The following is a 24,958-nucleotide window of genomic DNA, read 5'->3' as shown; positions in this document are numbered from 1 at the left end:
AAGATCTTCGATGAGATCGTCAACGGTAGCGACGCCCACCGTGTTCCCCTGCGGCGGGGTCACGAGCGCACCGTTCGTTCCCTGCGGCGGGGGCGGGAAACCGGGCACCAGGCCGTGACCAGGGCGAACGGCCCGCGACCCGGCCTCGACGCGCGGAAAATCAGCGGACGCGGAGCGGGCGGGGCCCTAAGGTGGCTGGGTGACGGGCCGAAAGGAGGATGACGATGAGGCGAATCCGGGTGGTCCGACGCAGGCGGCGCACCCGCCTCGACCGTCTGGCCCTGGACCTGCGTACCCCCTCCGGCCGCCGAGTACTGCCCTACTAGGCTTTATCCCGGCCTTACCCAAGGCGCGTTACATAAGGGGTAACGGGTTCGTCACGGACGGGGGCATGACATGACCAGACTGAGGGTGGTCCCGCCCGGTGCCGCACGGCACAAGATCCGGGACATCCGCTCCGCCGCACGCGGCCGGCGCCGCCGCGAGTCCGCCGCGCGCGACAAGGTCATCGATCTGCGCGCCTACACGGGCCGCAACGTCATCCGCTTCCCGCGCCCCGGCGGTCCCACCCCGGCAGCGTGACATTCGTCCGCAGTGGGGGCGGTACGGCCCGGCGGGGGCGACCGGGCCGCCCGCCCCTCGTCGCGGCGCGGTCACCGTAAGCGCGCTCCCAGCGGGCAGCGCCGGCGGCTCCCGCGGGACCGCGGTGTCGGCCGCGGGATCGCGCATGTGTGCGTTCCGGGTCGCCGGGACGGACGCCGGCCGCACTGCGGCCGTGCGGTGAGCGGCGCGCCCCGGTCCTTCCGCGGCCGGCCGGCCGTACGGTCGGTCTCCCGGTACCGCCGCCAGAGGGCCACCATCCTGGCCTTGACCGTCCGCCAGGCGTCTCCGGTCACGGCGTCCACGAGCGCGGTGCCTATGGCCGCCGGCAGTACGTGCGCGACGGTGTCTTCCACAGCGACATCCCTTCTTTCTCTGCGCCCTCATCGGCGTGACGTTGTGCGCCGGAACGGATCTGATCCTGAGGTCGTGTGACGACGGCACCGGCCCGTACGGCGGGGAGCGCCGTACGGGCCGGTTCGTGCCGGGCGAGGCGGGTGCGGTCGCGCACGCCCGGCTCGCGGATCCCGTTACATCCAGTCGGTGCAGAGCCAGCGGCCGCTGCGCAGCTCGGCGCAGGCGCGGTACGGGAGGCTCGAGTACACCATGCGGGTGTGGGTCGTGCGGTGGCCGCTCGACCGCACCACGTACGTCGCCCCGTTCCTGATCTGGATCGCCGCGCGCAGGCCCGGGGTGCCCGCGCCCTGCAGCACCCAGGCGGTGTGGCAGCGCGACGAGTAGCGGATCCGGATCCGCGGGCCGCCGCCGGGGCGGTAGTAGGTGCTGTGGGTGCGGGCGTCCCGCACGCACCTGGTGGCGACCGGGTCCCTGCCGGTGCAGGGGGAGCCGATGCAGGTGGGGCCGAGGGCGCGGGTGGCGCTCCCCGGGCTCGCGCTCCGGCCGCCACCGCCGGCCGGGCTCGCCGACCGGGCACCGTCGCCGGCCGGGCTTGCCGGACGCGGGGAGGCGGCGACCTGGCTCGGCGCGGACGCACCGGCGGCGGCGTGGGCCGGGGCCGTCACGGTGGCGGAGGTGCCCGCGGCGAGGATGCACAGCAGCGACGCGGCCATGATCTTCCGCGTGATCGTGTAACGCCTCATGATGCTCCTTGGATGTTCCGGACGATGTCGCCTGTGTGAGGGGTGGGGATGCGGAACCTCGGCGCCGGGCGGCCTGGGGAGGATCTCGCCGACCCGGCGATCTCGAGGCTCACCGACGCCACCGCCGCCCCGCCAGAGCCGCAACCCGGTGAACGCTCGCGCCGCAAGCCGCATCGCCGAGACCAGGGCGAACGCCGGTTGCGGCGCAACAAAGGAGGCGTGTGCATGACGAGTGGTTCCGGCCTTGGCGAGCCGGACTTCGCGCGGACGGCCCGGCAGCTCGCCGAGGTTCTCGACGAGTTCTCCGGGCTGTTCGAACAGGCGCTGGCGCGCTACCGGCCGGGCAAGGACGCGCTCTCCCGCCGCATCAAGGTGGACAAGTCCTACGTCTCGAGCTGGTTACGCGGGCATCGCCAGCTTCTCGATCCCAAGGGCCGTCGCCTGGTGACGTCCGAGGACGTGGAGAGGATCCTCGAGGCCACGCGGCTCGCGGAGCAGGACGCGCCGCTCGCACGACGGCTGCGCACCTGCGGGACGCGGATCGACACGCTGGTGGCGGACCTGATGGCGGCGCGGCCCGCCCGCTGGCGTTCGGAGGCGGGCCGCGTCCTGCGCGCCGACCAGGAGCGCGCCGAACGCGACCGGACGCCGGTCGTTCAGGAAGATCTGAGAGGTGCGCCGGCGGCTTCCGGTCAGGCGGATGCCAGCCCACAGGCTCCGGACACACCGCCCGGCCAGTCGCAGACCGGGCGGATCTCGGCGCAGCCCGCACCGGCGGACGCAGGACAGGATCCCGCGCCGGCCGTTCCGAAACCCGCCGGGCAGACGTCGACGTCGCCCATCCGGGCCGACGCCGGACCGCGGGCGACGGCTTCGGATGCTTCAGATGTCAAGGCTCCTACCCGGGAGGCCTCGGCGCCGGCCGTACCGGAAGCTCCCTCGCAGGCTTCGGAGCACCCGGCCGACGCCGAACGGCGCGCCACATCGCAGCCCGTGCCCGGTGATCGGATCCCGACGAAGCCCATGCCCGGACATGCCGGGCAGGCCACGGTGCCCTCGGCTCCGGAACACCCGGCACGGCCACCCGCTCAGGCGGACGCCGGGTCGCACGCCGTGACCCGGCCCGTACCGGCGCCCGCCGGGCAGGCCCCCGCGCACCCCGGCGAGCCGCGAACGTCGCCCGGTGTGGGCGAGCCCGGCCCGCAGGACACCGCCGCCCTCGGGGACCGGGCTCCGGGAGTCGGTGAGCCGGACCGGGCGGTGCCGGACACGCCGCAGATCCACGTGCTCTCCCCCACCGCGGCGACCGGGGCCGCCGACGCCCGCCCGGCGCGCGGCCACCGCCGGCGGTTCCTCGTCGCGACCCTCCTCGTGGCGGCGGTGCTCGTGGCCGCGCTGCAGATCGCGAGATCGACGGCGGCCCGGGAGGCCGGCGAGACGGGCGCGGACACGGTGTCGGTCGGGCGGCTGTGCCGCGAGTGGGCCCCGCAGCCGGTGCCGGTGGAGATCCGGCCGTGCATCGCCGCGGCCGACGGCCAGGTCGAGCTGTGGGCCGAGCTGAGGGCGGTCGACCCGGCCGACGCGCCCGGCGAGGTCACGGTCTGGGTGTGGCTGATGAACCTGGACCGGGAGCTGATCGAGTCCCGGCGATTCCATCTGACCCGGGACCAGTCGACGCTCAACAGCTGCACGCTCACCGTCGAGGACGACGCGATCGTGCGGTGCGGGCCGTTCCGGGTGACGCCGCGCAAGCCCGGTGAGTACGCGACCGCGGTGGACACCCGGCGGGAGAAGGACGTCCTGCCGCCGGCGTGGAACCACCACACCTTCAGCGGTACGCAGAGCCCGTCGATCACCTGGCAGTGAGGCGGCGGGCTCGGTCGTGCCGCCCGCCGCTCACGGGCGGGTGGCGGTGAACGCGGTGAGCGTGCTCAGCTCGTGCCGGGCGACGTCGGTGAACACGCCGGCCATCGCCCCCTCGATGCGGGCGAGGACGTGGCCGGGCAGGGCGTGCATGCGGGTCATCCGGGAGGGGTTCGAGCCGCCGTGCCAGGCGATCAGCACCCGCCCGCCCGGCTTGGTCACCCGGTGCAGCTCGCGCAGCCCGGCCTCGAGGTCCGGCCAGAACACGACCGTGTTGACCGTCACGACCCGGTCGAACGCGGCGTCGGGGAGGCCGGTCGCGTCGGCCGAGCCGATGCGCACCTCCACCCTGCCCGCCTCGACCGCCGCGCGGTTGCCGCGGATGGCGAGGTCCCGCATCTCGGGCGACGGGTCCACCCCGCACACCCGGCCGTCGCCGACCCGCTCGGCGAGCAGGCCGAGCAGCACGCCGGGGCCGTACCCCACCTCGAGGACGTGGTGGCCGGGGCGGACGTCGAGCAGCTCGGCGACCTCCTGCTGCCGGTTCGTCCGCCGCATGATGCGTCCCGCCAGCGTGCCCAGCAGTCCGCGCGGGTGGGCGAACGGCGAGTTCGCCGGCTTGTCGAACACCCAGGAACGTGGCAGTTCTTTCGTCTCCATGCCACCAACGGTGCCGCTTCAAGCCGACTTGAAGTCAAGCTGGAGGCATGGAGCTCGTTCCGATCGGCGAGGCCGCCCGCATGCTCGGCGTCAACGCCTCGGCGCTGCGCTACTACGAGGAGCGCGGCCTGGTGAAACCTGCCTGCCGGGTGAACGGCAGGCGCATGTACGGCAGGGCCGAGCTGCGCCGCCTCGCCTTCGTGCACATGGCCCGGGCGATGGGGTTCCACCTCGACGCCATCCGTGAGGCGCTCGACGAGCCGGGCGAGCGGTGGCGGGAGGCGATCCGGCGGCGCATCGCCGACCTCGACGAGCTGATCGCGCGGGCCCGCCGTACCCAGATGTTCCTCGCCCACGCGCTGGAGTGCCGGGCCGAGGATCCGGTGCAGGACTGCCCGACGCTCACCGAGGTGCTCGACCGGCAGCTCGCGGGCGAGAGCCTGGCCGAGATCGCCAAGGAGCACATCGGCCCTGCGGTGCCCCATCCCCCGCTCCCGGCCCCGCTGCCGGAGGCCGCGGAGCCCAGGTAGCGGCCGCGGTCACAGGAAGAGGCAGAACGGGTGGCCCGCCGGGTCGAAGAGCACCCGCACGTTCTCCTGCGGCTGCACCGGGGCGAGCGTCGCCCCCGCCTCGAGCGCGTGCGCGACCGCCGCGTCAAGGTCGGTGACCTGGAAGTCGAGGTGCTGGGTGGCGAACGGGGCGCCGGGCTCGGCCGGCCACCGCGGCCGCCGCCAGCGCCGCTCCCACTCGAAGTTGAGCGTGATCTCACCGCTGCCCTCGGGCGCCTTGATCTGCGCCCACCCGGCCTCCGGCGGCTCGCCGGGCGCCGGACCCTCCTCGGTGGTCACCGGACGGCCGAGCAGCCGCGCGTAGAACCGCGCCAGCGCCCGCGGGTCCGGAGCCGTGATCGTCAGTTCGGTCACCCGCAGCCGTACCGCCATGCGACCTCCGTGCCTGTCCGCCGTGGCCGTCCGCACCTCTCTTCTTTATGGAACGGGTACGGCCGGCCGCGGCATCGAGCCGACCACGGCGGGCGCTCCCGAGGTGTCGGGATCACGCGGCCGCCGACCTCGGTGACCTGCCCGGCCGCGCCTGTCGCGTCGGGACGTGTCCAGGTGCCCGTGCTCACACGTGGACCACGACGACCCGCTGGTCCTTGGGTCGATCCGGTTCATCGACCTGTGGCCCGGTCATCGGGATCGCTGGTGCTTCGCCAGTCCCTTCGCTGTCGAGGACGAGCGTCCCGCCGACGGCTAACCGTGATCGGGCCATGCGGCCTCGGCCTCCGCCAGCAGGTCCTCCGGGACCGGGCCGTGCTCGGCCTCGAGCAGTTCGGCGAGCTCGGCGAGCAGGCCCGACGTCTCGTCTTCTCTATCGCCGACCGGTTCGGATGGGAGCGCCGCCATACCGTCACGCTACCGCCGGTGGCAACGTATGTCGCCTCTGGGCGACGACGGCTCTTGCCGTATCGCAGGCCACGCGGAGCGGTGGCCGAGGCGATCGCGACGAGACCGCCTCGGCCAGCGCCTCGATCAGCTGCAGCCGCTCGTGCTGCCGCAGCCCTCGCAGACGTAGCAGCTACCGGCCGGGCGCATCTTGGTCCCGCAGGTCATGCAGAGCGGAGCGTCGGCGGTGCGGCCCATGTGGCTCTCCAGGGCCTCGATCGTGCTGTGCGGCTCCGGCTTCGCGGCGGGCTTCGGCGCGGCCGGCTTGGGCACCTCCTCGATCGGCGCCGACTGGGCGAGCACCTCGGGGTCGACCTCGTGCAGCGCCGCCGGGTCCTCGCCGCGAGCCTGGGCGGCGCGCTCCGCGGCGCTGAAGATGCCGAGCGCGGCCCGCTCCTCGTACGGCAGGTAGTCGAGGGCGAGGCGGCGGAAGATGTAGTCCATCACCGAGGCGGCCATGCGGATGTCCGGGTCGTCGGTCATGCCGGCCGGCTCGAACCGCATGTTCACGAACTTGCTCACGAACACCTCGAGCGGCACGCCGTACTGCAGGCCGATCGAGATCGCGATGGAGAACGCGTCCATCACGCCCGCGAGCGTGGAGCCCTGCTTGGACATCTTGAGGAAGACCTCGCCGACCCCGTCGCCCGGGTAGCACGAGGCGGTCATGTAGCCCTTGGCCCCGCCCACGGTGAACCGGGTGGTGGTGCTCGGCCGCTTGTGCGGCAGGCGGCGGCGCCGCGGCCGCTCCACCTCGACCACCTTCTCGATCACCTTGACGGCCTGTTCCTCGGCCTTGCTCTCCTTGTCCTTGTCGGAGCCCTTCGCGGCGGAGAGCGGCTGGCCGACCTTGCAGTTGTCGCGGTAGACGGCGAGCGCCTTGAGGCCGAGCTTCCAGCCCTGCAGGTAGACCTGCTCGATGTCCTCCACCGTGGCCGACTCGGGCAGGTTCACCGTCTTGCTGATGCCGCCGGACAGGAACGGCTGGACCGCGGCCATCATGCGCACGTGGCCCATCGGCGAGATGGCCCGCTCGCCCATGGCGCAGTCGAACACCTCGTAGTGCTCGGTCTTCAGGCCGGGCGCGCCGACCACGTGGCCGTGCTCGGCGATGTACTCGACGATCGCCTCGATCTGCTCCGGCTGGTAGCCGAGCTTCTTCAGGGCGCGCGGGACCGTCTGGTTGACGATCTGCATCGACCCGCCGCCGACGAGCTTCTTGAACTTCACCAGGGCGAGGTCCGGCTCGATGCCCGTGGTGTCGCAGTCCATCATCAGGCCGATCGTGCCGGTGGGCGCGAGCAGGCTCGCCTGCGCGTTGCGGTAGCCGTTCCTCTCGCCCAGGCCCAGGCACTCCTCCCACTGGCGGGTCGCCTCGGCGTGGATCGCCTGCGCCATCGGCTCGAAGGTGTGCAGCTTGGCGTTCGCGTCCGCGTGCTTGCGCATCACCCGCTTGTGCGCGTCGGCGTTGCGCGCGTAGCCGTCGTACGGCCCGACGATGCCGGCGAGCTCGGCGCTGCGCCGGTACGCGGTGGCGGTCATGAGCGAGGTGATCGCGCCGGCGAGCGCGCGGCCGCCCTCGGAGTCGTAGGCGTGGCCGGTCGCCATGAGCAGGGCGCCGAGGTTGGCGTACCCGATGCCGAGCTGGCGGTAGGCGCGGGTCACGTCGCGGATCTTCTCGGTCGGGAAGTCCGCGAACGTGATGGAGATGTCCATCGCGGTGATGACCAGCTCGACGAGCTTCACGAACCGCTCGACGTCGAACGTGTCGTCGTCGCGCAGGAACTTGAGCAGGTTGATCGACGCGAGGTTGCAGGACGAGTTGTCCAGGTGCAGGTACTCGCTGCACGGGTTGCTCGCGGTGATCCGGCCGGTCTCCGGCGCGGTGTGCCAGTCGTTGATCGTGTCGTCGTACTGGATGCCCGGGTCGGCGCACTCCCAGGCGGCCTGGGCCATCTTGCGGAACAGCTCCCGGGCGTCGACCTCCTCGATCACCTCGCCGGTGAGCCGGGCGCGCAGGCCGAACTTGCCGCCGCTCTCCACCGCGCGCATGAACTCGTCGGAGACCCGCACCGAGTTGTTCGCGTTCTGGTACTGGACGGACACGATGTCCTTGCCGCCGAGGTCCATGTCGAACCCGGCGTCGCGCAGCACGCGGATCTTACGCTCCTCGCGCGCCTTGCACTCGATGAACTCCTCGATGTCCGGGTGGTCGACGTCGAGCACGACCATCTTCGCCGCGCGCCGGGTGGCGCCGCCCGACTTGATCGTGCCGGCCGAGGCGTCCGCGCCGCGCATGAACGACACCGGGCCGCTCGCCGTACCGCCGCTCGACAGCAGCTCCTTGCTGGACCGGATGCGGGAGAGGTTCACGCCGGCGCCGGAGCCGCCCTTGAAGATGATCCCCTCCTCCTTGTACCACTCGAGGATCGACTCCATGGTGTCGTCCACCGAGAGGATGAAGCAGGCGGACACCTGCTGCGGGGACTTGGTGCCGACGTTGAACCAGACCGGCGAGTTGAACGAGAAGATCTGGTGGATCAGGGCGTACTTCAGCTCGTGCTCGAAGATCTCGGCGTCCTCGTCCGTGGCGAAGTAGCCGTGCTCCCGCCCGGTCTTCACGTACACGCCGACCACGCGGTCGACGAGCTGCTTGAGGCTCCACTCCCGCTGCGGGGTGCCGACCGCGCCGCGGAAGTACTTCGACGTCACGATGTTGGTGGCGTTGACCGACCAGAAGGAGGGGAACTCCACACCCCGCTGCTCGAAGCTGACCGATCCGTCGCGCCAATTGGTCATGACGACGTCCCGGCGCTCCCACTCCACCTCGTCGTAGGGGTGGACACCCGGGGTGGTGAAAATACGCGTCATCTTCAGACCGCCCTTGCGCCCCCGCTTGCCTCCGCGCGGCGCCGCGCCGCCGGTGGCCTCTGCGGTCTCGGTCATGACACTCCCCCTTCCGGGCTCATCCGGAGCCCGATATCGGACTTGCCGGTCCGGGTGCGCCCCGGCACCGAACCACCTGACATCGTCGTGCGCGCGACGGGGCGGGCCCCGGCGCGTTCACTTCCCTCGCCTTGCCGGTTCGCGCGAGCTCACGCCTGCTGGCCGTCGCGAGCCGCACGCAGTTGCTTGATCTCGGCCTCGAAGTCCTCGAGCGTCTCGAAGCCGCGGTAGACCGACGCGAATCTGAGGTACGCCACCTCGTCCAGCTCGCGCAGCGGGCCCAGGATCGCGAGCCCCACCTCGTGCGAAGGGATCTCGGCGACGCCGGTCGCGCGGATCGCCTCCTCCACCTGTTGACCGAGCCGGGCGAGCGAGTCCTCGCTCACCGGCCGCCCCTGGCAGGCCCGCCGTACGCCGGCGATCACCTTGTCCCGGGAGAACGGCTCGGTCACCCCGCTGCGCTTGCTCACCATGAGCAGCACGGTCTCCTGGGTGGTGAACCTGCGCCCGCAGGAGGGGCAGCTCCGCCGCCGGCGGATCGCCGCGCCGTCCTCGGTGGAACGGCTGTCGATGACCCTGGTGTCCGGGTGACGGCAGAATGGGCAGTGCATCGCGCCGTTCCCCCTTACTCCAAGGACCGCCCGACTCCACGGGTAGGCTCACGCACGCCCTGCGGAAATACCACAGAGCACCAAAGAAACCACAAGTTGTTGTGAAGTACAGCGGTGTAACTACTACATCTTGTGGCTCAACCCTAGGAGTGCCCAACCGCTAGCGCAAGTCGGCGAGAGCGTCCGACCGCGAAGAGACTGCTCAACGGCCGGTGTGGCAGGGGTTCCCGGCGTGTCGCACGATGCCGCAGGGATGGCGGTGAGAAGACGTGCCCGCGATGCCTCGGGCACCTTACGGGACGGACCGGGGCATGCCGCACCGCCCTTCGGAGGCGCGGCCGGAACGGCCCGTACCCGCCGGTCGGCACGGGTCCCGGCGGCCGATCACCGGACGGCGAGGAGAACCGGTGTAGAGTGTCGGACGCTCACGGGCGCGGGCGTCGGGCGCACGTCCGCTTCCGGTGTCGCCGCCGCGCCGGAGCCGTGTCGCCGTTGCCGGCCCGCCGCGCGGTTCACCGGCCCGGTACGGCGAGCCGTGGCGCGTGCGGGTCCGCCACGGCGGCGACCCCGCCACAGGCCGGGACGGCGATCGCCGCGACCCGGGTACCCAGCCACAATGCGCCGAGGAGCAGCGCCAGCACCGTGGTGACCAGCACGACCCTGCCTCGCCGGGTGAGCCGCATCGGAGGCGTACGCGGCCGCTCGCCGCGCCGCGGGCCGCGCCCTCGCGGCCGCATCGCCCGGCCGCCCGCCGCGAGCCGTACCGGACGGCGCGGCGCGGTCCTCCGCACCGGCCCGCCGGGCATCCGCCCGCCCGTGGCCCGGTGACGCCTTCCGGGCGTCGCGCCCACGGCCGCCGCCTCACCGGCGGCCTCGGGGCGCACGCCGCGCCGTACCCGGGCGCGCGGATCGGGGCGCCGCGCGGGCGACGCCGCGACGGTCCGTGCCGCACGGGGTGCCGCGCCACGGGCCGGGGCCGGCCCGTGCTCACGTGCCGCCGTGACGGGCACGCCCGCGGCCCAGGAGGCGCGCGGGCCGAGGGTCCGGGCTCCGCCGGTCGGCGAGGCCCCGCGGGCGGCTCTGCGTCGCCTGGCGGCGGAGATCGGGATGACCGGGGCGAGGTGCTCGCCGCGCGGGAGGCCGCCGCGAGCGGCCGGATCGCCGGGCGGCTCGGAGCCCCCGCCCGAGGCTCCGCCGGAGGACCCGTCCGCGGACGTCGGCACGTCGATCCGCATCGCCGCCTCCCTCGAGAATCGCGAAAAAACGGATCAGTAAGATCGCGAATCGAACACCATATCGATCGAACTCCCGTACGATGTTGTACACCACGCGACCGTCGATTTCGAGACACTATCGAACAATTGTTTGATGATGATCTTGAATAGAGGTACGGTCGCGATGTGCGACAGGAAGAACACGGATCGGAAGACCGGCTCGTGACCGGGTTCGACGGGCCGCGCCGCGAGGAGGATTCATGAGCGAAAAGGAAGAGGCGGGCACCCCCGTCGATTTGGCGGTACGCCGGCGCGACGCCCTCGGGCTCACGCCCCGGCAGCGCAGAATTCTCGAGGTGATCCGGGAGTCGGTGCAGCGGCGCGGTTACCCGCCGTCGATGCGGGAGATCGGCGAGGCGGTCCAGCTCACCAGCACCTCCAGCGTGTCGCACCAGCTCACCGCGCTGCAGCGCAAGGGGTACCTGCGCCGGGACCCGCACCGCCCGCGGGCGCTGGAGGTCCGCCTGCCGGGTGAGCCGGCGCTGTGGGTCGATCCGGACGCGGGTTCCGAGGAGCAGCAGGGCGTGAACCGCCCGGCCGCCGCCTACGTGCCGCTCGTCGGCCGCATCGCCGCCGGTGGCCCGATCCTCGCCGAGGAGCGGGTCGAGGACGTCTTCGCGCTGCCCAAGCAGCTCGTCGGCGAGGGCACGCTCTTCCTGCTCCAGGTCACCGGTGACTCCATGATCGACGCGGCGATCATGGACGGCGACTGGGTGGTGGTGCGCCAGCAGCCCGTCGCGGAGAACGGCGACATCGTCGCGGCCATGATCGACGGCGAGGCGACGGTCAAGACGTTCAAGCGCAAGGACGGCCACGTCTGGCTCGTGCCGCAGAACCCCGCCTACGACCCGATCCCCGGCGACGAGGCGACCCTGCTCGGCCGCGTGGTGGCCGTGCTGCGCAAGCTCTGAGCCCGACGACCGGCCGGCCAGGCCCCGGCCGGATCATCGCCGCCCGGACGGCCAGGTGACCGTGCCGGGCCACACGCGTGCGGGCGGCGGGTCCCCCGCCGCCCCCGTGAAAAACGCCGTACGGCCCGCGACGGACGCGCTCGCGGGCCGTACGTTCGTCAGGTCCGTCAGGGAACGATGTTCACCAGCTTGGGCGCGCGGACGATCACCTTGCGCGGCTCACCGGACAGGTAGGCCTGCACCTTCTGGGAGGCGAGCGCCAGGGCCTGCAGCTCGGACTCGGAGATGTCCGGGGAGACCTCCAGGCGGTCGCGCACCTTGCCCGCGACCTGCACGACGCAGGTGACCGACTCGACCACGAGCAGCGCCGGGTCGGCCTCCGGCCAGGGCACGCGGGTGATCGTCGGCCCGTGGCCCAGCCGCTCCCAGCCCTCCTCGGCGACGTACGGCGCGACCAGGGAGAGCATGATCGCCAGCGCCTCGGCGGCCTCGCGCACCGCCGGGTCGGCCGCGCCCGGCCCGCTGTCGATCGCCTTGCGGATCGCGGAGGTGAGCTCCATCATCCGCGCCACGGCGACGTTGAACCGGTAGGACTCGACGAGCCGGGTGACCTCGTCGATCGTCCGGTGGGTGATCCGGCGCAGCTCCAGGTCGCCGTTCTCGAACGAGATGCCGGGCTCGCTCGCGGCACCGGCCTCGGTCATCACCCGCAGCGCGCGGGCGAGGTACTTCTGCGACGCGCCCGGCGAGACGTCGGCCCAGTCGATGTCGTCCTCCGGCGGGCCGGCGAAGACCATGGTGAGCCGCACCGCGTCGACGCCGTACTTGTCGATCTGCTCACCGAGGTCGACGCCGTTGCCGAGCGACTTCGACATCGCCTTGCCCTGGTTGATCACCTGGCCCTGGTTGAGCAGCCGGGTGAACGGCTCGGTGAAGTCGACCAGGCCCATGTCGTACAGGACCTTGGTGAAGAACCGGGAGTACAGCAGGTGCAGCACGGCGTGCTCGACGCCGCCGACGTACTGGTCGACCGGCAGCCACTTGCGCACCCGCTCGACGTCGAACGGTCCCTCCTCGTGGTGCGGCGAGATGTACCGCAGGAAGTACCAGGAGGAGTCGACGAAGGTGTCCATCGTGTCGGTGTCCCGCTTGGCGGGGTTGCCGCACTTGGGACAGTCGACGTTCACCCAGTCGGTGGCGCCGGCGAGCGGGGAGATGCCCTTCGGCGCGAGCGCCTCGCCGCGCAGGTCGGGCAGGGTGACCGGGAGCTGGTCGTCCGGCACCGGGACCTCGCCGCAGTCCGGGCAGTGGATGATCGGGATCGGCGTGCCCCAGAACCGCTGGCGGGAGACGAGCCAGTCGCGCAGCCGGAAGTTGACCGCGGCCTTGCCGGTGCCCTGCTCCTCGAGGATCTCGATGATCTTGGCGATCGCCTCGCTCTTGCTCAGGCCGTTGAGCGGGCCGGAGTTGACCAGCGTGCCCTCGCCCGGGGTGGCGACGCCGGTCTCGGCCGGGTCGGGCTCGCCGGTGTCGACCACGACCCGCACCGGCAGCCCGAACTTGCGGGCGAAGTCGAGGTCGCGCTGGTCGTGCGCGGGCACCGCCATGATCGCGCCGTGGCCGTAGTCGGCGAGCACGTAGTCGGCCGCCCACACCGGGAGGCGCTCGCCGTTCACCGGGTTGATCGCGTACGTGCCGAGGAAGACGCCGGTCTTCTCCTTCTCGGTGGACAGCCGCTCGATGTCGGAGAGCTTCGCCACCTCGGCCCGGTACGCCTCCAGGTCGGCCCGCCGGTCCGGGGCGCACACCTCCTCGGCGAGCGGCGAGTCCGCGGCGATCACGAAGAACGTCGCGCCGTACAGGGTGTCCGGGCGCGTGGTGAAGACGGTGACCGGCTCCTCCCGGCCCTCGATGCGGAACTGCACGTCCGCGCCGGTGGACCGGCCGATCCAGTTGCGCTGCATGGTGAGCACGCGCTCCGGCCAGCCGCCCTCGAGCTGGGCCATGTCGTCGAGCAGCCGCTGCGCGTACTCAGTGATCTTGAAGTACCACTGGGTGAGCTTGCGGCGGACCACCTCGGTGCCGCAGCGCTCGCAGCGGCCGTTCACCACCTGCTCGTTGGCGAGCACGGTCTGGTCCTGCGGGCACCAGTTGACCAGGCCGTCCTTGCGGTAGGCGAGGCCGCGCTCGTAGAAGCGCAGGAACAGCCACTGGTTCCAGCGGTAGTACTCGGGGTCGCTGGTGTGCAGGCGCCGGGACCAGTCGAAGGAGATGCCGTAGCGGCGGAACGAGGCGGCCTGCGTGTCGATGTTCGAGTACGTCCACTCGGCCGGGTGCGCGTTCCGTTTGATCGCGGCGTTCTCGGCCGGCAGCCCGAAGGAGTCCCACCCGATCGGGTGCAGCACGTTGTAGCCCTTGTGGAACCAGTACCGGGCCAGCACGTCGGCGATGGCGAACGCCTCGCCGTGACCCATGTGAAGGTCACCCGATGGGTAGGGGAACATGTCGAGCAGGTACTTGCGGGGGCGCGGGTCGTCCGCGCTCTCCTCGGCGCGGAATGGGTCCAGCTCCTCCCAGCGTGGCTGCCACTTCTCCTGCAGCGCCTTCGGGTCGTACTGCTCGCTCATGAGGTCGTTCCCTTTTTTCACGTCCGTGCCGGCGACCGACCGATCCAGCCCACAAAGAAACCCCCCGGATCACACGAGGGGCAGCCGCATCGACCGGTCACTCCATCACCTTGGTCGATGCGGCCTGCTAAGGGTCGCGGAACGCATACTGCAAGACTAGCGCAGGTTGCAAGGGGCATTCATCGCCTTCGCCCGCCGTCGCCGCCGGAGATCACGCAATGAAACGGCCGGGAAGGCGATACCCGATGGTGATAGATCCGTTGTGACCTCCTATGTCCCATTAGACTACCCTCGTCGCGTGGCCAACTCAGTCCAGCCGGGACCGGAGCACAATTCAGCGGAATGGGACCTGCCGATGCAGGACCCTCCGACGGAACCCTCTGGACAGCGGTTCAGGGACGCGTTCTTCGGTTCGCCTGCGGAACACCCGGGCGCGCATGAGATCATGCCGACGCCTTCAAGACCGGGCATGACCGCGGGAGGAACGCCAGCCATGGCTACGGAGCACAGCGACCGGCCTCCGACGCCGTCCTGGCCGCAGACGCCTTCGGGGCAGGAGTCCGGGCACCGTGCCCCCGGCGCGCCGGGCGGCCCGCGTCCCGGCCCGCAGCCTCAGGGCCCGTACGGCGGCGGCCACCCCTCGGCGCCGCACTCCTCCGGCCCCGCGCCGCAGCCGTTCTCCGCCCCGGTGGCCGGTGACGCCGGGACGCGGCAGGGCGAGGCCGAGCGCGGCCGTGGGCCGCATCCCGAAGGCCGTCCCGGACCCCGGCCGCAGCAGCCGCCGCCCGGCCGCCCGCCGCAGGGTCCCCCGCAGCAGCACGGTGGCCCGCACCAGCAGGGTCGGCCGCAGCCCGGTCCGCATCAGCAGCACGGCCCGCAGCCGCCCGGCCCGCGGCCGCAGGGCGGGCCGCAGCCCCACCAGGGACCGCCGCCGCAGGGCCGTCCGCCCCAGGGGCAAGGCCCCGGTGGCCCGCATGGACAGCCGCACGGCCGCCCGCCGGAGCAGCAGGGCCACGGCGGACCCCAGGGCCGGCCGCAGGGTGGTCCGCAGGGCCAGGCACCGGGCGGGCCGCAGGGCGGACCCCAGGGTCCCCAGCCGCAGGGCCACCCCCAGGGGCCCGCGCAGGGCCGTCCCCAGCAGGGTCCCGGCGGACCGCAGGGTGGTCCGCAGGGCAACGCGCCGGACGACGACCCCTACCGGCCGTTCGTCACCGCCGGTCAGATCAGCGGCCCGAAGACGCCGCCGCCGGAGCGCCAGCAGGAGCTGTGGAACACCGTCTTCGGCGAGAACTACCAGGCGATCGGCGACGAGGAGGAGCTCGCCAAGGAGGGCCGTCCCTTCTGGCTGTACGCGTTCGCGGGCACGGTGGCCGTCGCGCTCGTCGGCGTGATCGTCTGGGCGTTCGTCGGCGGTCCGCTGTCCGGCGGCGACGAGGAGGCGGCGGCCGCCCAGAGCACGCCGTCGGCGAACGCCACGGCGTCCACCAAGCCGGCCCCGACCCGTACCCGGCTGCCCAGGTACACCGGGCAGGCCTCCCCGGTGAACGGCACGATCACCGACCCGACGGCGGGGATCAGCGTGCCGCGGCTCGGCGGCCTGTGGCGGGAGGACCCGCGCGGCGAGAGGATCCGCACCGCCTACGGCTACACCACGCGCCAGTACGTCGCGGCGGGCAAGGACCCGACCGGCAAGCCGCAGTACGCCCAGCTGATGACCGGCCCGCTGCCGGAGCAGCTCGCCTCGAGGTACACCTCGCCGGACAAGCTCACCCCGGTGGTGAGCGCGGTCGCCTACCACGCCCGGCTGAAGTTCTTCCCCAAGGGCAACACGGTCGTGAAGACCGTCCAGCAGAAGCTGACGATCGGCGGCCGGAACGGCCAGCTCATGGCGTACCAGGTCACCGCCGGCGAGAGTAAGACCACGATGGTGGTGGCGGCGATCGACACCGGCCGGAAGCTGCCGTCGATCGTCTACATGTCCGTGCCGGACACCCGGCGCGAGCTGCGCCCCGACATCAACACGGTGTTCAGCTCGGTGCGCATCACCGGCTCCTGACCTCCGGCCCGCCGCGGCCCGCCCGCCGCCGCGGCGGGCCACGACGCGACCGGGTACGGCACGGCCCGCCGTTTCGCCGTACCCGACGATCCCGGCCGTCCGCCACGCCCGCCGCCCGCCGTACCGGGCGGCCCTCTCCCCTGGTTCGCCACATCGCGCCCCGCCACGCTCGGACGCGCGCCGACCGGGCGCGTCACGCACGATCACGAACGCGCGGCGGAGCGTCAACGTCTCGTCCCGATCCCGAACCGGCGTGCGCAGCCGCGCCGCGAGCCCTCGCGCGCCCGTCCGCCACGGCGCGATCCGGCCACCGGAGATTGCGCTGATCAGCGCCCGGGTAGGGAGCAGCCCGGCGCAGGTCCGCGGTTCTATATCGCTCCTGTACCAATCTGTAATCAACCGCTACGTACCGGTAGGTATGTCGGAATGCGAATATGGCGCCAGCCGTACGTGGCGAACCAAGGAGAGTTCGATGCTGAACCTTTCGATCGTCCTGGAGGACAGCGCCCGGGTCACCCCCGACAGGACCGCGATCGTCTTCGGCGACATGCGGCTCCCCTACTCGATGATCAATACGGTGGCGAACCAGGTGGCGAACCTGCTCGCCTCCCGCGGCATCGGCAGAGGGGACAAGGTCGCGATCGCCTGCCCGAACCTGCCCTACTTCCCGTTCGTCTACTACGGCATCCTCAAGGCCGGCGCCACGGTGGTGCCGCTCAACGTGCTGCTGCAGACGCGTGAGATCGCGTACCACCTCGACGACTCCGACTCCAAGGTGTTCTTCTGCTTCGAGGGCACCCCGGAGCTCCCGCTCGGGCAGCGCGGCAAGGAGGCGTGGGACGAGCACGCCCGGTCCCGCTCCGACGTGGACCCGAAGAACTTCATCGTGCTGCCCGCGACCGCGCTCGCCACCACCTCGTCGATCGAGGGCGCCGACACGATCTGGGGCGCGCTCGACGGCGTGTCCGGGGAGTTCGAAACGGTTCAGACCGAGCCGGACGACACCGCGGTGATCCTCTACACCAGCGGCACCACCGGCCGCCCCAAGGGCGCCGAGCTCACCCACATGAACATGCTCATGAACGCCATGGTCTCGAACACGATGTTCGAGAAGGCGGCCGAGGTGGACGTCTACCTCGGCGTGCTGCCGCTGTTCCACTCGTTCGGCCAGTCCGTGGTGATGAACACCGGCTTCCTGCGCCGCGGCACGATCGTGCTCATGCCGCGCTTCGAGGCGAAGCCCGCGCTCGAGCTCATGCGCAAGGAGAAGGTGACGTTCTTCGCCGGCGTGCCCACGATGTACTGGGGCCTGGTGTCGGCGGCGAAGAACGAGGGCGCCGAGGTCCCGGACTCGCTGCAGACCTGCGTCTCCGGCGGCGCGTCGCTCCCGGTGGAGCTGCTCAAGGACTTCGAGCAGCACTTCGGCGTGCAGATCCTCGAGGGGTACGGCCTGTCGGAGACCTCGCCGGTGGCGAGCTTCAACCAGCCGGGCCGCCCGGCGAAGCCCGGCACGATCGGCACCCCGATCTGGGGCGTGGAGATGAAGCTCGTCGACCCCGACTGGAACACGGTCGAGGGCGAGGGCCCGGGCGAGATCGCGATCCGCGGGCACAACGTGATGAAGGGCTACTACAAGCGGCCCGAGGCGACCGCCGAGGTGATGCGGGACGGCTGGTTCCGCACCGGGGACATCGCCACCCGGGACGCCGACGGCTACTACGCGATCGTGGACCGGGCGAAGGACATGATCATCCGCGGCGGGTTCAACGTCTACCCGCGGGAGGTCGAGGAGGTCCTCATGGGCCACGAGGCGGTCTCGCTCGCGGCCGTCGTCGGCGTGCCCCACGAGGAGCACGGCGAGGAGATCAAGGCGTACGTGATCCTCAACCCGGGCGCGAAGATCACCGAGGAGGAGCTGATCGCCTGGGCCAAGGAGCACATGGCCGCTTACAAGTACCCGCGCATCGTCGAGTTCCGTGACTCGCTGCCGATGACCGCCACCGGCAAGATCCTCAAGCGCGAGCTGCGCGGCTGACGGCCGACGGCCCGGTCCCGACCCCGAGCTGGGACCGGCCCGCGGCCGGATCCGCGTCCGTCCCGGTACGGCCCGCCTTCCGCGTCGCCGAGGCGGGCCGTACCCGTGTCCGAGGCTCGGTCAGGGCCAGTCGACGGCGGGCCGCAGCGGCACGTGCGAGGTGCCGTCGGACTCCAGCTTCACCGCGAGCACCTGGTGGAGCTGGACCTTGTTGCGCTCGAAGCCGACGATGCACCCGGCCATGTAGAGGCGCCAGATCCGGGCGATCGCCCGGCCGACCTCCTGCACCGCCTCGTCCCAGTGCTCCTCGAGGTTGGCGCACCAGAACCGCAGCGTCTTGGCGTAGTGCTCGCGCAGGTTCTCCTCGTGCCGGATCTCGAAGCCGTTGTCCTCCATCTGCCGGATCAGGTAGCCGACCGACTCCAGCTCCCCGTCCGGGAAGATGTAGCGGTTGATGAACCCGCCGGTGTTGATCGTCTTCTCCTTGCCGGTGGGCCGGGTGATGCAGTGGTTGAGCAGCCGCCCGCCCGGCTTGAGCTTGGAGTTGAGGAAGCGGAAGTAGAACGGCAGGTTGTCCTTGCCGATGTGCTCGGTGAGGCCGATGGAGCTGATCGCGTCGAAGCCGGTCTCGGTCACGTCGCGGTAGTCCATGTGCCGGACCTCGGCGAGGTCACCGAGCCCGCGCTCGGCGATCGCCTTCTGCGCCCACTCGGCCTGCTGCCGGGACAGCGTCACGCCGAGCGCCTTGACGCCGTACTTCTCGGCCGCGTGCATCACCATGCCGCCCCAGCCGCAGCCGACGTCGAGCAGCCGCATCCCGGGCCGGAGGCCGAGCTTCCTGGCCACCAGGTCGTGCTTGGTGTACTGGGCCTCCTCCAGGGTGGAGTCCTCCTTGGGGAACACCGCGCAGGTGTAGGTCATGGAGGGGCCGAGCACCCACTCGTAGAACCGGTTGGAGACGTCGTAGTGGTGGCTGATCGCCTTGGCGTCCCGCTGCTTGGCGTGCCGGCTGCCGAGGCGGGCCAGGGCGCTGCGCCGTACCTCCTGCGGCGGCGGGGGCACCCGCATGAGCAGCGGCTTGACCCCGAGCGACCGGATGGCGTCGAGCTTCTCGCGCAGCGGCAGGTCGTTGAGGGTGAGCGACCACATGCGCGACAGCAGCGTGTACAGGTCGCCGTGCACGTCGATGTGGCCGGACACGTACGCCCGGGCGAGGCCCAGCTCGCCCGGCGCCTGGGCGAGGTAGGCCACCGCGATGGGGGACTTCACCTCGATCCTGATGTCGGCGTCGTCCGGACCCGCCTTGCTGCCGTCGTAGGCCGAGAACGCGACCCCGACGTCGTCGCCCACGATCCTCTCGAAGATCCGCGCGAGTGTGGTCATCCGGTGAAACCTCCTAACGCCCCCGGACGCACTTGTCGTAGAGGTCGAGAAGCCTGCCGTCGGGGTCGTAGGCCCGCTTGACCGGCCAGTAGGCGTCCCCGTTGTAGAGGCGCCAGAACTCCTCGCGGGGGTAGAACGACGTGGAGTACAGCGACTTGTGGCCCTCGAGATCGTGCACGGCCTTCTCGATCAGGCGGTTGTAGTACCCGTCGTATTGCCCGCGGGGCAGCGGGACCATGCCCCAGAAGCCGAAGTTGACGTACAGCCGGTTCGGCTCCATCGGGTAGAGCGGCCAGTGCTCCTGTGCCTTGAGCGGGCACATCCACACCGGCGTCATGCCGACCTTCTCGTGGAAGAAGGCGAGGAAGTCGGCGCCGCGCTCGACCGGGATCTCCACGTCCTGGATCACCGACTCCTGCACCGGGCGGTCGAGCCAGCGGTCCACCCGCGCGGTGATCTGGAAGCGCTTGTCGAGGCCGACCAGCTTCCGGTAGACGTCCGAGCGCAGCCAGCGGCGCGGCACGAGCGAGCGCACCAGCGGCTGCTGCACGCCGAACGCGCGCGAGCACCAGAACCAGTCGGTGTCCCACCGCCACAGGTAGTCGCGCACCGTGAGCCAGTCCCGGCCGCGCCGGCGGATCGACTGGTAGTAGATGCGCATGCCGGTGTAGTCCGAGGTGTACGGCGCCCGGTCGGCGAACCGGCCCACGGTGATGTACAGCTCGTCCGGGGCGAAGAAGACGCCGTCGACGAAGTCCACGGTCTCGCCGTCGAGGTCGCCGGCCTCGCAGATCTCCTGCATCGCCAGCATGCACTTGTGCGCGTCGGTGAAGCGGAGGTGCGTCAGCCGTACGTAGGGCTTCACCGGGGCGAGCTTGATCCGCAGCCGCAGCGCGTAGCCGAGCGTGCCGTAGGAGTTGGGGAACGCGCGGAACAGGTCCGCGTGCTCGCCGTCGGGCCGGGCGACGACCACGCGGCCGTCCCCGGTGAGGATCTCCATCTCCTCGACCGACTCGTGCGGCAGGCCGTTGCGGAAGCTGGTGGACTCGATGCCGAGGCCGGTGACGGCGCCGCCGAGGGTGATCGTCTTGAGCTGCGGCACCACGTACGGCATGAGCCCGTACGGCAGCGTGGCGTCCACCAGGGTCTCGTAGGTGGTCATGCCCTGGACCTCGGCGGTCCGGGTCTCCGGATCGACCGAGATCACCTGGTCCAGGTCCTTGGCGGAGAGCTTCGCCTGACGGGCCGGGGGGCGGAACCGGAACAGGTTGGTCGTGCCCTTGGCGAGCCGCGGCGGCGCGCCCTCGGGCAGCTCGGCGTACGACGCCTTGATCTGCTCGACGGCCCTCTGGTGCGCCGCCATGCGGGGCTCGGAGGGGCGGGTCCTCACCACTGAGGAACCGGTCCCGCGTCCGGGCATGCCATCACCCCCACGATTTGTTAGCGGAGTTCGCCTCTACGTGACGGTATCTCCTTCAATAACCCCGGACCAGACTAGACACGTTAAACGTGCGAAAACTCAGCGGGTCCCCGAAACCGGTAGAGGCCGACAAGAAATTCTAAGCGGCGCGGCCGGAAAACTCCGTGACGACACACCGAAGCCCAGGTCAACAACCGGTCTAGGCCATTGGCGGCCGGAGGTACGGCACGGCCGCACGGGCTCCCGTCGCGCCTGGACACGGCGGTTGCGAACGCCGGCCGAATCTTGTTCTACTAGGCGGATCGGGACCATATTGACCGCTTTGCCGCCGCCGTACCGGGAGGTGCCGGACGATGGGGAATGGGCCGCTGGCCGGGGTGCGCGTGCTGGAGCTGGCCGGGCTCGCGCCGGGGCCGTTCGCCGGGATGATGCTCGCCGACCACGGTGCGCAGGTGCTGCGCGTCGACCGGGTGGAGACGGTGCGGGCGCTCGGCGACCGGCCGCACGGCACCGCCCTCGACCGGGGCAAGCGCACCATCGGGCTCGACCTGAAGTCGCCGCGCGGGGTCGAGGCGTTCAAGCGGCTCGCCGCGCAGGCCGACGTGGTGATCGAGGTGTTCCGGCCCGGGGTCGCCGAGCGGCTCGGCATCGGGCCCGACGACCTGCACGCGGTCAACCCGCGGCTCGTCTACGGGCGGCTGACCGGGTGGGGCCAGGACGGGCCGCTCGCCGGGCGGGCCGGGCACGACATCGACTACATCGCGATCTCCGGGGTGCTGTCGATGCTCGGCCGGGCCGGGGAGAAGCCCACCCCGCCGATCAACATCCTCGGTGACTTCGCGGGCGGCGGCCTGATGCTCGCGTACGGCATCGTGCTCGCGCTGTTCGAGCGGGAGCGCACCGGCCGCGGGCGGGTGATCGACGCGGCGATGGTGGACGGCGCGGCGCTGCTGTTCGCGTTGTTCTCCCCGCTGCTCCGGCCGGGGCCGGACGGCGGGCCGCTCGCCGGCTGGGGCGAGCGGGGCACGAACCTGCTCGACACGGGAGCGCCGCAGTACGACACCTACGAGACCGCGGACGGCGGCTACGTCGCCGTGGGCGCGCTGGAGCCGAGGTTCTGGGACGAGCTCGTGGCGCGGCTGGGGCTGGAGGACCTGCCGGACCGCAACGACCGGGCGAACTGGCCGGCCATCCGCGCCCGGCTGGCGGAGGCGTTCCGGTCGCGGACCCGGGCCGAGTGGGAGAAGATCTTCGAGGGCTCGGACGCCTGCGTCTTTCCCGTGCTGACGATGAGCGAGGCCCCGCGGCACCCGCACAACCGCGCCCGCGGCACCTTCGTCGAGGTCGGCGGCGGGCTCCAGCCGGCCCCGGCCCCGCGGCTGCTCGGCGGCGGGCACGGCGACCTCGCCCCGGCGACCCGCCTGCACGACCTGTCGTCCTGGGGCATCGACGCGGAGACGGCACGGGCGCTGCGCGACGAGGGCGTGCTCGCCTGACACGCCCCGGCGCCCGGCGACCGCGGTCACGGCGGCACCGCCCGGTGGCCGTCCTGCCGGGCCGTTCGCTTCGCCTCCGGTTCGCCGTGCCCTGTCATCTTCCAGGAAGACAGCATTCCTTCTTGCTTATGTAGTATGTCTGCTATCTACCTGAAGGCCGTCCCCACGCAGTCGGCAGGTGAGCGATGCAGGATCACGTCGAGCGGGCCCGGGAACGGGCGCGGCGACGGATGGAGATCGACGTGCTGCCGTCCTGGTACGCCACCCGGGGACGGCGGCGCGCGCTCGCCACGGTCGGCCTCGCCGCCATGTCCGTGTTCTGGGCCGACGCGGTCGCGGCGTGGGTGCTCGCCCCCGACACCAGGATGTTCACCGTGCACTACGCGCTGCTCGTCGCCGCGTCGGTCGTGGCCGCTCCGGTGATCGTCCTGCTCAAGGCGGCGACCCGGGGCATCACCAGCCTCGCCGAACGGTATCTCGACGAGCGGCAGGTCGGCGAGCGGCTGCGGGCGCACTCGGTGGCCAACCGGATCACCCTCGTGCTGATCGCGCTCGCCACCACCGGGGTCTTCCTCGCCACGTTCCGGCAGGGCCCCGAGGGCGAGGTGCCCGCCTTCGCGGTCATCCTCATCCTCTACGCCCTCGGCATGACCCACCTCATCCTGCCGCTCTTCGTGGCCGCCTGGCGCATGCCCGACCCACCGTCCCCGGACGAGTGACCGATGACGGAACACACCCGCCGCCACGGCGGTGCCGTTCCGCCACGGCGCGCGATCACCGATAGTGTTCTCTCGCCGTCGCCGCGCCACGACGCCCGGCGCGGTCCCGGCCCGGCCTGCGGCACCGGTACGGCGGGGCGGCCCCGGCCGCACCGGCATCGGCGGGCGCGGGCCGACACGGCGCGACCGGCGCCGCGGCCGACGGCGGAACCTCGGGAGCAGTGGCAGGCATCACCGGCATGACGGAGATCTGCGGAACCCGCGGGGCGACGTCCCCGGGAGCACGGGCAGCCGGGCGCGGCGCGCGCCGTACCCGCGCCGCACGCGGACACACGCGGCAGGCCGTACACACGCGACGGGCAGGGTGAACGATGGCCGACGGCGTCGTCTACAACCGGATCGCCGTGCTGCGGGCCGATCGCGGCATCTCGCGCCGGGAGCTCGCCGAGGCGCTCGGCGTGCACTACCAGACGATCGGCTACCTGGAGCGCGGCGAGTACAGCCCCAGCCTCCACCTGGCGCTGCGCATCGCCGAGTACTTCGAGGTGCCGATCGAGGCGGTGTTCTCCCTGCGCCCGTTCCCCCGGCTGGGCAGCGAGGCGAGGAAGTGACCCCGGCCCGCCGCGCCTTCCCCGGGTGACGGGCCGGGGCCGCCGCGGCGTTTCGGGCCGGGCCGTACCCTCGGTGCCCGTCGCCGCGGCGTCACGGTCAGGAGGGCGGCATCAGGACGGCGATGTAGAGGTCGGCGCCGTCCGGATGGTGCACCTCGACGTCGGTGGTGAAGGCACGGGCCGGGCTCGCCCCGGACTCGGTGTGCTTCCACACCTGCTGCCAGGCCTCGATGAGCGCCTGCGGCATGGGCCCGCGCGCCTCCAGCTTCATCACCGGCACGCCCGGCACCCGGACCGCGACCATGCCCTCGGGCAGGCGCGCGGCGGTGTGCACGGCGATGCCGACGACCTGCGTGTAGGCGCCGCGGTGGTCGCTCTCGTAGTCGGTCAGCACCGCGTACAGGTTCTCGTCGACGCGGGCGGGCACGTGGGCGAACGCGCCGGGCGCGCCGGCCCGCCGCCACAGGGCCGGGAGCTGGGCGCGGGACGGGTCCGCCTCGATCGCCGGCGAGGTGCGGACCGCGTACCCCACCACGAGCATCTCGGGCCGCTCGACGATGGTGAACGGGGTGACCGGCGCCGTGTTCTGCCCGGTCTCGGCGGACGGGCCCGGCTCCTCGGCGCGCGGCTCGGGTCCGGTGTACACCGGTTGGCCGATGTACTCTCCGCCGGAGTACGGGTCGCCCTGGTACGCGTCCCCGGAGCCCGGGTACGTGTCGCCGGAGCCGGAGTAGGGCTCTCCGGAATAGGAGCCACCGGGATACGTGTCGCCGGAGTACGTCTCTCCCCCGTATCCGCCGCCGACGTAGGTGCCCCCCGAGTACGGGTCCCCGGTGTACCGCCCGTCGTCGGGCCGCCCGGGATCGCCCGCGGCCGGCGGCATGGTCACCGGGTACGGCGAGCCATCGGCGTACCCCGGGCCCACGGCGGGATAGCCGGGATCGGTCGCGGGCCCCGGCACGCCTCCCGCACGCCCCGGGTCGCCCTGGCCGGCCGTGTCGCCGAGGTAGAGCGTCTCCCCGGAGGAGTATCCCGGGCCGCCCGGGCCGCCGCCTCGGGGCCCGTCCCCGTACCCCGGATCAGGTCCGGGACGCGGCGCACCTCCCGGATACGGCGAATCGTCGCCGTAGCCCGGGCTCACGGCCGGATAGCCCGGGTCCGTCGCCGGACCCGACACGCCCCCCGCACGCCCCGGATCACC

The 24,958-nt window shown here is 72.0% G+C and carries 20 protein-coding genes; 9 read left to right on the top strand and 11 right to left on the bottom strand.

Translation table 11 applies throughout. The features are described from left to right. The first annotated feature begins 396 nt into the window (after positions 1-396). Complete coding sequence (locus FHX40_RS06100; RefSeq protein ID WP_142258706.1) at positions 397-582, top strand: hypothetical protein; 186 nt, start codon at positions 397-399, stop codon at positions 580-582. 548 nt (positions 583-1,130) lie between these two features. Here the strand turns inward: FHX40_RS06100 and FHX40_RS06095 are convergent. Beyond that, the gene (locus tag FHX40_RS06095) at positions 1,131-1,700 is read right to left on the bottom strand and encodes a DUF2690 domain-containing protein (RefSeq protein WP_170198730.1); all 570 of its coding nucleotides are present in this window, start codon (positions 1,698-1,700) and stop codon (positions 1,131-1,133) included. A gap of 225 nt (positions 1,701-1,925) precedes the next feature. On the opposite strand from FHX40_RS06095, the gene FHX40_RS06090 reads away from it, so the two are divergent. Next, on the top strand, positions 1,926-3,566 hold the full coding sequence (locus FHX40_RS06090) for a hypothetical protein (protein ID WP_142258704.1): 1,641 nt from the start codon (positions 1,926-1,928) through the stop codon (positions 3,564-3,566). A 30-nt stretch (positions 3,567-3,596) separates the two neighbouring features. On the opposite strand, the gene FHX40_RS06085 is transcribed toward FHX40_RS06090, so the two are convergent. After that, positions 3,597-4,223, bottom strand: coding sequence for a class I SAM-dependent methyltransferase (locus FHX40_RS06085; protein WP_142258703.1), 627 nt, complete (start codon positions 4,221-4,223; stop codon positions 3,597-3,599). 47 nt (positions 4,224-4,270) lie between these two features. On the opposite strand from FHX40_RS06085, the gene FHX40_RS06080 reads away from it, so the two are divergent. Beyond that, on the top strand, positions 4,271-4,753 hold the full coding sequence (locus FHX40_RS06080) for a MerR family transcriptional regulator (protein WP_142258702.1): 483 nt from the start codon (positions 4,271-4,273) through the stop codon (positions 4,751-4,753). Positions 4,754-4,762: 9 nt separating this feature from the next. Here the strand turns inward: FHX40_RS06080 and FHX40_RS06075 are convergent, their stop codons facing one another. The 5 genes from FHX40_RS06075 to FHX40_RS24985 form a co-directional block, all read right to left on the bottom strand. Further along, positions 4,763-5,164, bottom strand: a complete 402-nt coding sequence (locus FHX40_RS06075) for a VOC family protein (protein WP_142258701.1) — start codon at positions 5,162-5,164, stop codon at positions 4,763-4,765. 312 nt (positions 5,165-5,476) lie between these two features. Then, positions 5,477-5,629: a hypothetical protein gene (locus FHX40_RS24990; protein ID WP_170198654.1), complete on the bottom strand. Its 153-nt coding sequence runs from the start codon at positions 5,627-5,629 to the stop codon at positions 5,477-5,479. 126 nt (positions 5,630-5,755) lie between these two features. Then, positions 5,756-8,614: a vitamin B12-dependent ribonucleotide reductase gene (locus FHX40_RS06070; RefSeq protein WP_142258700.1), complete on the bottom strand. Its 2,859-nt coding sequence runs from the start codon at positions 8,612-8,614 to the stop codon at positions 5,756-5,758. Positions 8,615-8,763: 149 nt separating this feature from the next. Continuing rightward, a complete protein-coding gene (nrdR, locus tag FHX40_RS06065) occupies positions 8,764-9,225 on the bottom strand; it encodes a transcriptional regulator NrdR (protein ID WP_142258699.1) in 462 nt (153 codons plus the stop codon). 512 nt (positions 9,226-9,737) lie between these two features. Continuing rightward, entirely contained in the window at positions 9,738-9,881 is a 144-nt protein-coding gene (locus FHX40_RS24985; RefSeq protein ID WP_170198729.1) for a hypothetical protein, read from the bottom strand. 818 nt (positions 9,882-10,699) lie between these two features. Between FHX40_RS24985 and lexA the strand changes: the two genes are divergently transcribed. Continuing rightward, complete coding sequence (gene lexA / locus FHX40_RS06060) at positions 10,700-11,410, top strand: transcriptional repressor LexA (protein WP_142258698.1); 711 nt, start codon at positions 10,700-10,702, stop codon at positions 11,408-11,410. Between the two features lie 167 nt (positions 11,411-11,577). Here lexA and leuS read toward each other — a convergent pair whose 3' ends face one another. Further along, positions 11,578-14,037 (bottom strand): leucine--tRNA ligase, encoded by a 2,460-nt coding sequence (gene leuS, locus FHX40_RS06055; RefSeq protein ID WP_142258697.1) that lies wholly within the window; start codon positions 14,035-14,037, stop codon positions 11,578-11,580. 493 nt (positions 14,038-14,530) lie between these two features. On the opposite strand from leuS, the gene FHX40_RS24980 reads away from it, so the two are divergent. After that, the gene (locus FHX40_RS24980; RefSeq protein ID WP_170198653.1) at positions 14,531-16,093 is read left to right on the top strand and encodes a hypothetical protein; all 1,563 of its coding nucleotides are present in this window, start codon (positions 14,531-14,533) and stop codon (positions 16,091-16,093) included. Positions 16,094-16,565: 472 nt separating this feature from the next. After that, a complete protein-coding gene (locus tag FHX40_RS06040; RefSeq protein WP_142258694.1) occupies positions 16,566-18,128 on the top strand; it encodes a long-chain-fatty-acid--CoA ligase in 1,563 nt (520 codons plus the stop codon). Positions 18,129-18,248: 120 nt separating this feature from the next. Here the strand turns inward: FHX40_RS06040 and FHX40_RS06035 are convergent, their stop codons facing one another. Together FHX40_RS06035 and FHX40_RS06030 are read right to left on the bottom strand one after the other, a co-directional pair. Next, positions 18,249-19,511 (bottom strand): SAM-dependent methyltransferase, encoded by a 1,263-nt coding sequence (locus tag FHX40_RS06035; protein ID WP_142258693.1) that lies wholly within the window; start codon positions 19,509-19,511, stop codon positions 18,249-18,251. A 13-nt stretch (positions 19,512-19,524) separates the two neighbouring features. Continuing rightward, complete coding sequence (locus FHX40_RS06030; RefSeq protein WP_142258692.1) at positions 19,525-20,874, bottom strand: FAD-binding oxidoreductase; 1,350 nt, start codon at positions 20,872-20,874, stop codon at positions 19,525-19,527. 410 nt (positions 20,875-21,284) lie between these two features. On the opposite strand from FHX40_RS06030, the gene FHX40_RS06025 reads away from it, so the two are divergent. The 3 genes from FHX40_RS06025 to FHX40_RS06015 all read left to right on the top strand — a co-directional run bounded on the left by FHX40_RS06025 (position 21,285) and on the right by FHX40_RS06015 (position 23,757). After that, positions 21,285-22,427, top strand: coding sequence for a CaiB/BaiF CoA transferase family protein (locus tag FHX40_RS06025; protein WP_142258691.1), 1,143 nt, complete (start codon positions 21,285-21,287; stop codon positions 22,425-22,427). 185 nt (positions 22,428-22,612) lie between these two features. Beyond that, complete coding sequence (locus FHX40_RS06020; RefSeq protein WP_142258690.1) at positions 22,613-23,146, top strand: hypothetical protein; 534 nt, start codon at positions 22,613-22,615, stop codon at positions 23,144-23,146. 371 nt (positions 23,147-23,517) lie between these two features. Further along, positions 23,518-23,757 carry a helix-turn-helix transcriptional regulator gene (locus FHX40_RS06015; protein WP_142258689.1) on the top strand — a complete coding sequence of 80 codons (240 nt, stop codon included), beginning with the start codon at positions 23,518-23,520 and terminating at the stop codon, positions 23,755-23,757. 97 nt (positions 23,758-23,854) lie between these two features. Here FHX40_RS06015 and FHX40_RS06010 read toward each other — a convergent pair whose 3' ends face one another. After that, on the bottom strand, positions 23,855-24,718 hold the full coding sequence (locus tag FHX40_RS06010) for a GyrI-like domain-containing protein (RefSeq protein ID WP_229788609.1): 864 nt from the start codon (positions 24,716-24,718) through the stop codon (positions 23,855-23,857). Positions 24,719-24,958 lie beyond the last annotated feature (240 nt).

This window comes from Thermopolyspora flexuosa, from assembly GCF_006716785.1.
Lineage (GTDB): Bacteria > Actinomycetota > Actinomycetes > Streptosporangiales > Streptosporangiaceae > Thermopolyspora > Thermopolyspora flexuosa.
Note: the sequence above shows the minus strand (reverse complement) of the source record. Positions and strands in the feature narration are given on the sequence as shown.